General features: G+C 63.8%; 9 protein-coding genes, 1 pseudogene and 1 riboswitch. Of the genes and pseudogenes, 3 read left to right on the top strand and 7 right to left on the bottom strand.

What is annotated here, in order from left to right; translation table 11 throughout:
- Window positions 1–251: 251 nt before the first annotated feature.
- Window positions 252–1,748, top strand: a complete 1,497-nt coding sequence (locus ACO07W_RS08905; RefSeq protein ID WP_421842478.1) for a peptidase — start codon at window positions 252–254, stop codon at window positions 1,746–1,748.
- Window positions 1,749–1,777: 29 nt separating this feature from the next.
- Here ACO07W_RS08905 and ACO07W_RS08900 read toward each other — a convergent pair whose 3' ends face one another.
- From ACO07W_RS08900 to ACO07W_RS08885, 4 genes are all read right to left on the bottom strand, one after another.
- The gene (locus tag ACO07W_RS08900; protein ID WP_421842476.1) at window positions 1,778–2,416 is read right to left on the bottom strand and encodes an alpha/beta family hydrolase; all 639 of its coding nucleotides are present in this window, start codon (window positions 2,414–2,416) and stop codon (window positions 1,778–1,780) included.
- On the bottom strand, window positions 2,413–3,240 hold the full coding sequence (gene thiD, locus ACO07W_RS08895; RefSeq protein WP_421842474.1) for a bifunctional hydroxymethylpyrimidine kinase/phosphomethylpyrimidine kinase: 828 nt from the start codon (window positions 3,238–3,240) through the stop codon (window positions 2,413–2,415). Before thiD ends, ACO07W_RS08900 begins: the two co-directional genes overlap by 4 nt.
- The gene (gene thiC, locus ACO07W_RS08890) at window positions 3,237–4,880 is read right to left on the bottom strand and encodes a phosphomethylpyrimidine synthase ThiC (RefSeq protein WP_421842472.1); all 1,644 of its coding nucleotides are present in this window, start codon (window positions 4,878–4,880) and stop codon (window positions 3,237–3,239) included. The genes thiD and thiC overlap by 4 nt, the downstream gene beginning before the upstream one ends.
- Window positions 4,872–4,981, bottom strand: a riboswitch (TPP riboswitch). It overlaps the preceding gene by 9 nt.
- 50 nt (window positions 4,982–5,031) lie before the next feature.
- Complete coding sequence (locus ACO07W_RS08885; RefSeq protein ID WP_421845890.1) at window positions 5,032–5,310, bottom strand: hypothetical protein; 279 nt, start codon at window positions 5,308–5,310, stop codon at window positions 5,032–5,034.
- A 60-nt stretch (window positions 5,311–5,370) separates the two neighbouring features.
- On the opposite strand from ACO07W_RS08885, the gene ACO07W_RS08880 reads away from it, so the two are divergent.
- Window positions 5,371–5,679, top strand: a complete 309-nt coding sequence (locus tag ACO07W_RS08880) for an Rv1535 domain-containing protein (RefSeq protein ID WP_421845889.1) — start codon at window positions 5,371–5,373, stop codon at window positions 5,677–5,679.
- Here the strand turns inward: ACO07W_RS08880 and ACO07W_RS08875 are convergent.
- Window positions 5,639–7,807: pseudogene (locus ACO07W_RS08875) on the bottom strand (cation-translocating P-type ATPase); the annotation flags it as partial. The gene ACO07W_RS08880 and the pseudogene ACO07W_RS08875 sit on opposite strands and share 41 nt — an antisense overlap.
- A gap of 2,194 nt (window positions 7,808–10,001) precedes the next feature.
- A complete protein-coding gene (locus tag ACO07W_RS08870; protein WP_421842470.1) occupies window positions 10,002–10,448 on the bottom strand; it encodes a hypothetical protein in 447 nt (148 codons plus the stop codon).
- A 383-nt stretch (window positions 10,449–10,831) separates the two neighbouring features.
- On the opposite strand from ACO07W_RS08870, the gene ACO07W_RS08865 reads away from it, so the two are divergent.
- Entirely contained in the window at window positions 10,832–12,019 is a 1,188-nt protein-coding gene (locus ACO07W_RS08865) for an RNA-guided endonuclease InsQ/TnpB family protein (protein WP_421841682.1), read from the top strand.
- A 37-nt stretch (window positions 12,020–12,056) separates the two neighbouring features.
- Here the strand turns inward: ACO07W_RS08865 and ACO07W_RS08860 are convergent, their stop codons facing one another.
- Complete coding sequence (locus tag ACO07W_RS08860; RefSeq protein ID WP_421845888.1) at window positions 12,057–12,872, bottom strand: exodeoxyribonuclease III; 816 nt, start codon at window positions 12,870–12,872, stop codon at window positions 12,057–12,059.

Genomic DNA, 12,872 nt, shown 5'->3' with positions numbered 1-12,872 from the left:
TTGCCTGTCTTAGGGTCTGCAGTGACTCTCGCGGTGACCCGCGGCGAGGATTCGCTCTGGGGCGCGACCATCTTCATCGACAACAGGTTTTTCGTTCCCCCAGAGCCGGAGCAACCCACCCGGAGTTCCGAATGCGCAATCGGCCAGCGGTTTGCCGTGGGCTGTGGCTTCGTTCGGGTATTGGCCGCCCGCCATGCGATCTAAAATAGAACTCATTCGGTGCCGGCCGGTCGGACGGGTTGGTGGGTCAGATGAGCTACCGTGCTTGGTATCTACTTGGGGTGCGGCCTGGTTGGGCGCCTGCGGTCGTCGCTCCCGCACGGGTCGCGATTTCCTGCATGGCAGCGCTACTTGTGGTGGCGGGTTGCACCACCGTGGTCGATGGGCGCGCTCTATCGATTCTCAACGACCCATTCCGGGTGGCGGGCTTGCCCGCAACCAACGGTCCAAGCGGAATCCGATCGAACGCGCCGAGCCCCACCGGTGAAGTCATCAATAGCGATGGCGGACCCATCGACGAATTATCGTTGCTGTCGATCAACGACATCGAGGAGTACTGGAAGTCGGTATACAGCGAGTCAATGGAAGGAAAATTCCACCCGGTAGACACGCTGGTGTCCTACGATTCCGAAGACGCGCATGGTCCGATTGTTTGCCGTAACGACACCTACCGGCTTGTCAACGCCTTTTACACCTCACGTTGCAATTTGATCGCCTGGGATCGTGCGGTATTCATGACCGTCGCGCAGCACTATTTCGGCGACATGGCAGTTAATGGGGTGTTGGCCCACGAGTTCGGCCACGCTCTACAGGTGATGGGAAACTTGGCTACGAGCAAAGACCCCACGATTGTTCGCGAGCAGCAAGCGGATTGCTTCGCGGGGGTCTATCTGTGGTGGGTGGCCGAGGGGAACTCGTCGCGTTTCACGCTGAGCACCGCAGCGGGGCTCGACCATGTACTTGCTGGGATCATCACCACTCGCGACCCGGTTATGGACGCAACCGATGAAAACGACGACGAACACGGATCGGCGCTAGATCGGGTCAGCGCGTTCCAAACAGGATTTCTCACCGGCGCCTCAGCGTGCACGGCAATCAGCAGGGCCGAGGTCGCTCAGCGCCGCGGTGACCTGCCCAGGACCTTGCGGGTCGATCCCTACCGGGGCTACGAGACCGGTGAGGTCTCGATCAGTGACGACACTCTATCGACACTGATGGAGCTCATGGGGAAGATCTTCGCGCCCCAGACTGCGCCGACGTTGTCCTACACGCCAGCCGATTGCCCTGACGCCAGGCCCAGTCCGCCGGCGTCCTACTGCCCGGCCGCCAACACGATCGTTGTCGACTTGCCTGCCCTGGCGAAGATGGGAAGGGTCGCCGACATCGACGAGTACGCGCTGCCACAGGGCGATGACACCGCCCTGTCGATTGTGATGTCGAGATACGCGCTGGCAGCGCAGCATGAACACAATCTGCAGATGCAGAGTCCGTGGACAGCGTTGCGGACTGCATGCCTGACCGGTGTTGCGCACCGGAAGATGGCCGACCCCATCGAGCTGCCTTCCGGTCGGTCACTGGTGCTCACCGCTGGTGACCTCGATGAAGCTGTTTCCGGGCTGCTCACCAACCGCATGGTCGCTAGCGACGCCGATGGTGTATCCGTGCCGGCCGGTTTCACTCGGATAGCGGCGTTCCGTGCTGGATTGGGCGGAGAAATGGACGAGTGCTACGCTCGGTATCCGGGATAGCGTTTGCGGGCTCGCGGCCTAACGGTGCGTCATATTTGTTTGCCTAGCAAGCGCAGCGTGGCATCGACCGCGAGGCCGGCGACGTCGAGGCTCTTCGAGCGCAGGTCATGCCGTGCGCCAGTGATTTCGACGATTTCGGTTGGTGCCGAAATCATGGCCGCGGCATCGCGGAATTCGTTGGGTGTACCAAACGGATCCGATGTTCCGTGGACAAAGATGGTCGGCACCATGATGTCGGGCAGATGTTCGGTGCGGGAGCGCTCGGGCTTGCCAGGCGGATGAACCGGATAGGAGAACAACGTGAGCGCGTCCACCGGTGCTTGGCCAGAGGCCACCACCATGGATGTCTGGCGACCTCCGTAGGAATGTCCGCCGACAATCAGCGGGCCGTCGGCAAGGCTGCGGCATACTGCGATCGCTTCGATGATCCCTGTGCGGTCGTTGTCAGCCGAGCCGGACGGCGGACCGTTGGGTCGGCGTCGACGGTAGGGCAGGTTGTAGCGCACCGCCAGCCAGCCACGCCGTGCCCAATCACCGCAAATCTGCTGCAGCAGAGGAGATTCCCGGTTGCCGCCGGCGCCGTGAGTCAGAGCTACCACGCCTCTTGGCGGGTTGGTTGATTGCCCCTCCGGTAGGTGCGCGACACCGGCGATCCGATCGAGGTTCATGACAGCCGGAACAGCGGAGATACCGGGCCGTGGCCGCTTCCGAGCGGATAGGCAGCCCGTAGGCTTTCGGTCACCCATCGTTTCCCGAAGCCGACCGCGTCGGGCACGGTGAATCCGTGCGCTAGTGCGCACGCCAGGGCGGTTGCCAGGGTGTCGCCGCCGCCGTGGTCATTAGCCGTGGGCAGCCGCTCTGCGTCGAACTCATAGAAGGCGTCACCGTCGAACAACACGTCGCAGCTCGTACCTGACGATCGCAGATGCCCGCCGGTAACAAGCGCCCACTTTGGGCCCAGCGCGTGCAGAGCCTTCGCCGCGGCGCGTTGCGTCTTCGAATCGACAACCTCGATATCTACCAACTGACGTACCTCGTCTAGGTTCGGCGTTACCAGCGTGGCCAGCGGAAACAGCTGGACGCGAAGCGAATCCAGGGCCGACGGAGCTAAAAGAGTGTCCCCGTGCATCGATGCGCACACTGGGTCGACGACGAGTGGCACTCCGTTGCCGAGGCGGCGCCAGGTCGTGGCTACCGCGGTGACAATGCTCGACGATGCCAGCATCCCGGTCTTAGCGGCCTGAATGCCAATGTCGGAGATGACCGCTTCGATCTGGCCGGCCACGATATCGCTGGGCACTTCGTGAAAATTCTGCACACTCAACGTGTTCTGCACGGTAACCGCGGTGATCGCGGCGCACGCGTGCACACCGAGCAGAGCCATGGTGCGCATATCGGCCTGGACTCCGGCGCCGCCGCCGGAATCGGATCCGGCGATGGAAAGTACCCGCAACGGCGTCGTGCCGGGCGGCGCCAGCGGAAGCAGGTTCACTGCGTAATCGGCAGGTACACCCGATTGCCGTGCTCGGCGAATTCGGCCGACTTCTCGGCCATGCCCATTTCCAGCGCCGCCTCAATGGCTTCCTCGGTGTCGAGTCCGTGCTCGGCCGCGTATGCGCGCACATCGGCGGTTATGCGCATCGAGCAGAACTTCGGTCCGCACATCGAGCAGAAGTGCGCACTCTTGGCCGGCTCGGCGGGCAGCGTCTCGTCGTGGAACTCCCGTGCCGTATCGGGATCTAGCGAGAGCGCGAATTGGTCGTTCCACCGGAACTCGAAGCGGGCGGTCGACAATGCATCGTCGCGCTCTTGTGCGCGGGGATGGCCCTTGGCCAAGTCCGCTGCGTGTGCTGCGATCTTGTAGGCGATCACCCCATCTTTGACGTCTTTCCGATCGGGCAACCCCAGGTGCTCTTTAGGCGTGACATAGCACAGCATCGCGGTACCGGCTTGGGCGATGATAGCCGCACCGATCGCGGAGGTGATGTGATCATAAGCCGGCGCGATGTCGGTGGTCAGAGGGCCCAGCGTGTAAAAGGGGGCCTCCTCGCAAAGCTCTTCCTCTAGACGCACGTTCTCCACGATCTTGTGCATCGGTACGTGTCCCGGACCCTCTATCATCACTTGCACGCCATGAGCTTTCGCAACCTTAGTCAGCTCGCCTAGGGTGCGGAGTTCGGCGAACTGCGCAGCGTCGTTGGCGTCCGCGATGGAACCGGGCCGCAGTCCGTCGCCGAGCGAAAAAGTGACGTCGTAGCGCGCAAGGATGTCACACAACTCGTCAAAGTTCGTGTACAGGAACGACTCCTGATGATGGGCAAGGCACCAGGCCGCCATTATCGATCCGCCGCGGCTGACGATGCCCGTGACCCGCTTGGCGGTCAGCGGCACATACCGCAGCAGTACCCCGGCATGCACCGTCATGTAGTCCACACCTTGCTCGCACTGTTCGATCACCGTGTCTCGGTAGATCTGCCAGGTCAGCTTGGTCGGATCACCATTGACCTTCTCCAGCGCCTGGTAGATCGGCACAGTGCCGATCGGAACCGGCGAATTGCGCAGGATCCATTCGCGGGTTTCATGGATGTTCTTGCCAGTCGACAAGTCCATGACGGTGTCGGCACCCCAGCGGGTGGCCCACACCATTTTGTCGACTTCCTCGGCGATCGACGATGTCACAGCCGAGTTGCCGATGTTGGCGTTGACCTTGACCGCGAACGCCTTGCCGATGATCATCGGTTCGATCTCGGGGTGGTTGTGGTTGGACGGTATGACCGCTCGGCCGCGGGCGACCTCGTCGCGCACGAGCTCGGCAGGCATGCCCTCGCGGGCTGCGATAAGCGCCATCTCCGCCGTAATCTCGCCGGCGCGCGCCCGCTGCAGCTGAGTACCGCGATCGCGGATCACCTCGGGCCGCGGAGCGAGCCCCGCCTCTAGATCGATCACAGCGTCCGAGTCGGTGTACGGCCCAGAGGTGTCGTAGAGATCGAAGTGATCTCCGTTGGACAGCTTCACGCGTCGGAACGGCACGTGAAGGGTGGCCCCGGTGCCGGGCGCCTTGATGTCGCGGTAGATCTTGCTGCTGCCTGTGATGGGGCCGGTGGTCACCGACGGTTCGACAGTCATGGTCATTAGTCATCTCCCTACGCCGGCATTACCCGGTCAGGTTCGTACGGTCGACGGCCCCAGCCGTCCTCTCAGCGCACTCGGCGTGCGCTCCCGCGGTCTGTTGAATTGATTCGATCGGTAGCCCGAGGGTACCTCCACCCATCGGCGCTAGGGCTCAGGCATCTTCCATCGCCTCACCGAACTCCTCCAGGAGCCGGTTGTGGTGGTTGTTCGCCAACACGTGTCCAGCGGCGATCACCAGCGCGACCGGCCAGTCGATGAGTTCGAGCGCGGCCAGACCGGCAAGGCCGCCGTAGTAGGCCAATTGTTCCGGTCGCGGAATGGTGATCTCTCCGACAAACGGCAGGTTAACGGCAAAACTGTCGCCTGCTCGAACCTTCGCCACTGCTTCGCGCTGCGAGATCGCCCGGCGCGTCTTCTCTTCCGCCATCATTTGCCTTTCAGTAACGAAGGGTTTGCCGCCGAGCCGGATCGTGCCGTCACCGTCGGACGTATGTCGAGGACCGACGCCCTGGCCGATCCGTTGATTTCGTCGTTTGTTTCTGTGCTGCGTGTCCCGTTGCTTGAGCTTTACGCGTTGCTGTGGCGCGTCGGTGTTGTCGAGGTCCACCAGACTCACCAGGCGAACCCGCCGCTGGCGGGGTCACATTCGGCGGCGGCTGCGGGTTTGCAGGGGCCGATTTGCCCCGATCCGTCAGCACACGATTCACCACAGCCATCACCACGGTTGCCGAAGCAGCGGCTCCCAGAGCTTGAGTCCAGCCGAGGGGGCCCAGCGGGGTGCAGCCGAGCAGCTGGCTGACTACCGGAATGCTGATCATGGTCCCCATCGCGGCCAGCGAACCTAAAGCGGTGAGCACGACAAGCCAATCGTGCGAGTCCACCAGAGTTTGACCCAATTGTGCGGCCACCAACGCGACGAGCGCCACCGTCGATGCCCGGCGTGGGCGCCCGGTCACGCCCGCCATCGCCCAGGCCGCAGTTGCCGCGGCCGCAGTGGTGGTGCCGCGGATGCCGACGGCGTGCCACAGCGCCTTCTGGTCCGGTCCGCCGGTGCTTTCGTTTGCCGGATCGCTCGGCTTGCTGACCGCCAGTGCCGCCGCGGGCAGGGCGTCCGTCAGCATGTTCACCAACAGCAGTTGGCGTGTATTAAGCGGTGAGATTCCGGTGATTGCGCTGCCGATGGCGGCGAACGCTACCTCGCCGGCGTTTCCGCCGAGTAGCACCGATACCGCCGCTTGGACTCGTTGCCAGAGCTGGCGGCCTTCCTGAATCGAGGGCAACAGTGACTCGATCCGTCCGTCGACCAGGACCATGTCGGCTGCGACCCGAGCAGGATCGCTGCTATGTGCCACGACACCGATGCCGACTGCGGCAGCCCGGATGGCCGCGGCATCGTTGGAGCCATCGCCCACCATCGCGCACACCCGCCCGCTGCGTTCCAACGTCTGCACGATCTGCACCTTGTTCTCCGGCGTCATTCTGGCGAAGATGATCCGCTCGGCGACCGCCCGCTCCTGCTCCTTGCGCGACAAAGCGTCCCATTCGGCACCGCTGATGATCTGTTCGGTGCTCACCGGCATGCCCAGCTCCCGTGCGATAGCCGTCGCCGTAATCGGGTGATCACCGGTGATTAGTCGCACGTCCAGTCCATGCTCACGCAGACTCGCGAGCAGATTGGCCGCTGCTGGGCGCGGGGTGTCGGAAAGGCCGATGAACCCTGCCAGGGTCAACTCATCGGCACAGAAATCGGCGATGTGGTCGGGGTCGTGCAGCAGCGTCTCGGCTTGCTGCTCGTTGAGCTGGCGGTGAGCCACTGCGATCACTCGAAGGCCGGCGGCGGCAAGGTCAGCGACCGCGCCGTCCATGCTCGAGTCAAGATCGGCGCAAGCCGCTAACACGACTTCGGGTGCACCTTTCACGGTGAGCTCAGTGCCGGTCACCGAAGCGGAGAACGACCGACCAGAGCGGAACGGAAGGTGCGCGGCGGGGCATGAGCTATTGGCGCTATTGCCTTTATCGGCAGCTGCCGCCGCCGTGACGATGGCGAGGTCGGTGGCATGTACCTGCGGGCCGCTCGATGCTGGCGTTGCGTGCGCCGCGCAGCGCAGCACGTCTTGGCGCGAATACCCCGAGACTGGCTGCACCTGGGTCACCTGCAGGCGGTTCTCGCTAAGAGTTCCTGTTTTGTCGAAGCAGACCATGTCGACACGGCCGAGGGCCTCCACTGAACGCGGGATGCGGACCAGCGCGCCGAAGTGGGTTAGCCGACGTGCCGACGCCTGTTGGGCCAGGGTCGCCACCAAAGGCATCCCTTCTGGCACCGCAGCCACCGTGACTGCTATTCCGCTAGCCACCGCTTGGCGTAGGCCCTGTCTGCGTAGCAACCCGAGCGCGGTGACCAGCGCGCCGCCGATCATGCTGACTGGCCAGGCCCGATTGGTGAGCTGACTCAACTGTTGTTGCAGGCCGACGTTTGACAGGTCATCTGATATCAGATCGGCAGCGCGCCGCTCGTGTGTGTCGGCGCCCACGGCGGTCACTATCGCAACTGCGGTTCCGCTGACGACGGTGGTCCCTGCGAACAGCATGCAGCGACGCTCGGCCAAGTCGGCGCCCGGGGTGGCGTCGACCTGTTTTGCCACCGACAGCGACTCGCCGGTCAGCGCGGATTCGTCAACCTCGACGTCGATCTCTGCGATCACGCGCGCATCAGCGGGAACCACCTCGTGGGTGCGCACTTCGATGACATCGCCCGGCTGTAGTTGCTCAGCGATGACGTCGGTATACATCGGTTCTCCGTCCGGACCGCTGAGCATCTTCCTGGCCGGTGGAATCTGTTGAGCCAGCAAGCGCTTTAGTCGGCCCTCGGCCCGGAGCCGCTGGCTGGCTGCGAGGATGGAGTTTCCAGTTAGCACCGAGCCCACCATGACCGCATCGACAGGCGAACCCAGTACCGCGCTGGCTGCCGCGCCCAGAGCCAGCATCGGGGTCAAGGGGTCCGACAACTCCGCACGCACTGCTCCGAAGAACTGACCCACCGCGCGGATAGGCGGCGCCGTGAGCCGTGCGCCACGCGTGGCTGTGCGAACGCCACCTGCCAGGGCGCGGGCCGCCCGTGTCGGGGGCTGTTCATTCACAGCCAAAGCATTGGGCGGCGGCAGCAATTTGCGAACCTGTCCGGCAGACATCGCGTGCCACTCGTGGAAAGCCGCCGGACGGGGTATTCGGGAAGTGACAACCTTGCGTGCTAGCACGTAACCCGAGAACATGCCGGCCGCCGCGCCGCTGGTCACTGGCCCGGGGCCGGCGCCGCGGACACCGGGCAGCATCAATAGCGCTCCTAAAGCCGATGCACCACCGGATATTTCGATACCGCGTCGGCGGGCCAACCTGGCCACCGGAATAGCACGCAGCACCCGCCATGCAGCAGCGAGATCGGGAAGAAGCAGGTCGGCGTACCAAGGCGGTGGAGAGCCGCCAGGCCGCGGCATCACGCCTAGTGCCACATCGGCCCACGCAATCGCTTGTGTGGCTGATGATGACAGCACCGCTACGGTTCGTCCGGAACTCTTTATGTTGGCTACCGCGTTCGCGAGCGCGTCATCGACGGATCGGTTTGGCTCGCCGTCGCCTAGCGGCCAGATATCGTCGAATACCGGCCGTAGCTCCCCCAAGGAGTCGTCGTCGACCGAGATCAGATCCGCCCCGGTACGGTTTGCCTCGCTGACCACGGCCGAAGCCAGTGGATCTAGGGCGGGGCGGAACAACGCCTCGATCTGGGCATCGGGGCGGCAAGCCGATATTCCCGGCACTGGATGCCAGCCTGGGCGGTGGCCGTTCTCCTCTAGTACGAGCTGGGCTTGGTTCCATGCTGTGGACAGTTCCTCGTCGGCGGCGCCGCGGATGCGTGCCACTCGCATGCTGGTGGTGCACAGTACCCGCGGGTCGATGACGATCGCGTCGATGTTTCCTAGCCGGCGCAAACTCTCCGGTCGCAGCGGCAACACCGAATGCTGATCGGCGAGGCCCCGACCGAGCGTCGCAGCGAACGCCTCAGGCGTGGTTCGGCTGGCTTTCGGGGTGGCTACCAGGGCCGCGGTGGCGGCCATGTGCGGGCTGCGGGTACCGGCGCCGACCAGGACGGTGCTTAACGCTTGGATGAGTGCGAAACGACCGGCGCTGCGTTCGGCAGCTTTGGTCGCCGAAGGCCCCTTCGGCCTTTCCGCCGGGTGGATGGCAGGTTGGTCGGCGAACCGCGCCAATTCGGGTTCATGCTGTTGCCAGGCTCGTGCCCCGGCGCGACATTCGGCAGCTTTGAGGGTCTCCATCGTCAGATCCACCGCTAGTGACGTTGGCGACAGCGTGAGAGTGTGTGCGGCTGCCATGGCCAGCGTCAATATGGTTTCCGTGGCGGATTCGCCGATGCGATCTTCGAGCATCTGACGCAGTCGGGGCTGGTATTCCGCGGCTGCGACGACGGCCTCAACGCCGAGCGGAAATCGGGGCCACCGCAGTACTTGGCCTGCGACCGCGGCGCCTAGCCCGGCTGCGTTGGTTGCCACGGTTACGGCTCTGGTCGCCAGCATCACACCGTCGCCCGGCAGACTGGTCGCCGAGACGGTGCGCCGGCTCGGGCGGTGGCGGGCAGCGGCTTTTTCGGCTTTGTCGACTACCCGGCAAAGATCGCGCAGCGAGGTGCCGTGACTGTCGACGCTGATGACGACGCGCGACAAGGGGTAGTTAAGGCTGGCTTTAGCCACGTCCGGGTGAGCCAAAACCGCCTCGAGAACTGCGTGCCCGAGGTCACTGTTGCGGTCGTCGTCAAGGCCGCGAACCTCTATCCAGGCGCGGTTCCCGCCACGCCAGCAGTGCCGGCCGAGCACGTCGGGGGATAGGTTGGCGCAAAACGCCCGGACGCCTTCTCGCAGCGGGACGGCAGTGACCTCGATCCCTATCGCGGCGGCCGAGCCCGCTGTCTTCCGCAGCGTGCCGGCTAGCGACGCCGCGGTAGTAATCGATCCACCTGTGAGGGCAGCGCTGATCCGCAAACCCGTCGCGGCAGCCCGCCATGGTGCGGACTTCTTAAGGTTTGCAATGCTCAAGAGTCGGTCTCGAGGCCGATTAGTTGGTGATATGTAACTCGGTGTTGCCTGCCCGCCTGCCAGTTGTCTTCTTGGCTGCGCGTTTGCGTGGTGCAGCTGGCTCAGCTGGTTTTGTCTGCTCTGGCTTGGCGGGAACCGTGGTCAACTTTGTCTTCACCGGCAGTGCGGGTTCCTCTGGTTTGTGGTTCATTCTGCGCAGCAACAGCGCACCGCCGCCGACGGCTAACAGAATCGGCCACTCGACCAGACCCACAACCCCGAGCGCACCCATGGCTAATGCGGCGGCAGGCGTGGATCTGCTGCCTGTGTCGAGTCCGCGTTTAACGCCTTCTGCGGCGCCGGTCACTCCACCCACGACCCCGTTCACCGCCGCGCCACCTATGGCGCCCGCGGCCGATGTGGTCGCCGTCGCCGCAAGATTCACCGTTCGGCCCACGCCCCGAACTGCCCCGCCAACGACACTCATGATGACTCCCTGGCCCGTACTCTTCCATTCTTTCTGGCTATAACTCGTCGGCAACGTTTGTATGCCGTTTGCCCGGACATTTAATATGGCCGACAAAAAACGGCTCTCGGCATGCCTCCAGCGAAAGCGTGCCACGTTACAAACGCGTATACAACGGGCGACGGTAAGTCTACGCCGCCTCATAAGCGCCCGCCGCCGCAGCGGCCTGGGTGCCGGCTCGCGCTTCGCGGTCGGCTCAGTCATTACCCGAAAATTCGTAGCGCGGGAAAGCCCCGCATCTTTAGTGCGGGGATGGAGCGCATCAATTTTGTTTCCGGGGTGGCCACTGCCTGGGGTCGCGGCGTGGCCGCCGCTTGTCGGTGCCCGGCACTATCGTGACTGGTATGAGTGCCGGGGCTGGTGAGGATGCGGGTAGCGGCAAAGCCCGCTACACCTACCGGCTGCGCATGTCGGGCGTCGCCGAAAAGGCTCTCCTGGTCGAGTGGGATCGCTGCCGCTGGGTGTGGAACCAGTGTGTCGCAGAATCGAAAAAAGCGCATCAGGCAGGCCAGACCTGCGGATACGCGGAACTCGACAAGCAACTAACTGGCTGGCGCCAACAGCAGGATTGGCTGGCCGCTGGATCGGCGGTACCGCATCAACAAACCGTGCGTGACTTCGCGAAATCGCGGGCAAAAGCGCTCAAGGACATCCGGAACCGGCTGCCGATGCGAGCCCGTGCTGGATTCCCCACATTCAAGAAGAAGCAACTCGCCGCGCCCACCCTCAACTACAACCGCAACGCCTTCCGGCTCGTAGACCGGGTGCTGTTTTTGGCGAAAGGTGTTGTGGTGCGGCCGGTGTGGTCGCGGGAGCTGCCTACTGCGCCGTCGAGTGTGCGCGTCTACCGCGACAGTCTGGGGCACTGGTATGCCTCGTTTGTGGTGAAAGCCCAAGCCGAGCCGCTACCAGTCACGGGCCGGGTAGTTGGTATCGACTGGGGTGTGAAGGCTATAGCTACCACCACCAGCGCTGAGCATGATTTGGCGCACCCGCAGCACGGTAAAACCGGATCCGACAAGCTGGCCCGCTATCAGCGGGCCATGGCGCGACGGCGCCCCGGAAAAGGGAAGCCAGGTAGTCGGCGCTACCGGGCGGCTAAAAGGTTGGCGGCCAAGGCGCACAAGAAGGTTGCGCGTCAACGCCAGCAGGACGCACGAATGTGGGCGAAAAACCTGGTCAATGATTTCGATGCGGTAGCAGTCGAGGACTTCAAGCCAAAGTTTTTGGCGAAGTCGACGATGGCGCGTAAGGCCGCCGATGCGGGTATCCGTATCGCGAAAACAGAACTTGTGAACATGGCGGGCAAGCATGGCCGTTGTGTTGTGATGGTGGACCCGAAGTACACCAGCACCGACTGCGGACAGTGCGGGGCAAGAGCCACGCACCGCCTGCCGCTGTCGCAACGCATCTACACCTGTGCCACGTGCGGCACAGTCGCGGACAGGGATCGAAACGCGGCGCAGGTGGTTTTAAACCGGGCAGGGCTGAACCCCGGCGGCGTAGACGGTGTAAGACCCGACGCGGCGTAGCTGCGCTAGGCAACCCGAGCTGCGGAATCCCCCGCATTTATGCGGGGGAGCAGTCAACGAACTCGACCAGCACCGGTGCGTGGTCGCTGGGCGCCTTGCCTTTGCGCTCGTCGCGGACGATCTGTGCGCTGGTGACTCGGCTCGCAAACGCCGGCGACCCGAGAATGAAGTCGATGCGCATGCCTTGTTTCTTCGGGAAGCGCAGCTGGGTGTAGTCCCAGTAGGTGTAGACCCCGGGGCCCGGGGTGAAGGGCCGTACTACATCGGTGAATTGCGCGTCAGCAAAGGCGTTGAACGCCTTGCGCTCCCGCTCCGAGACGTGCGTGCAGTCGGCAAAGAATTCGGTGCTCCAGACGTCCTCGTCGGTTGGTGCGATATTCCAGTCGCCGACTAGCGCAATCGAAGCGGCGGGGTCGTCGCGTAGCCAACCGTCTGCCGTATCACGCAGCGCGGCAAGCCAATCCAATTTGTATGCGTAGTGGGGATCGGCGAGCGCGCGACCGTTGGGCACGTACAGACTCCAAACCCGCACGCCGCCGCAGGTGGCGCCCATTGCCCGGGCTTCGGTGGTGGCGGCGACCTCTGGAGTGCTGCTCCAGCCCGGTTGACCGTCGAAGCCAATCTGCACATCGTCGAGGCCGACGCGGGAAGCGATCGCCACTCCGTTCCACTGATTGAAGCCGACGTGGGCAACTTCGTAGCCGAGTTCGAGGAGCGGCAGGCTAGGGAACTGGCTGTCAGCACACTTGGTTTCCTGCATCGCCAGTATGTCGATATCTGCTCGCGCAAGCCAATCGGCGACGCGATCTAGTCGTGCGCGAATCGAGTTCACGTTCCAGGTAGCCAGTCGCAG

Source organism: Mycobacterium sp. (assembly GCF_965230835.1).
Taxonomy (GTDB): domain Bacteria; phylum Actinomycetota; class Actinomycetes; order Mycobacteriales; family Mycobacteriaceae; genus Mycobacterium.
This window is presented reverse-complemented; position numbering and strand designations above follow the sequence as displayed.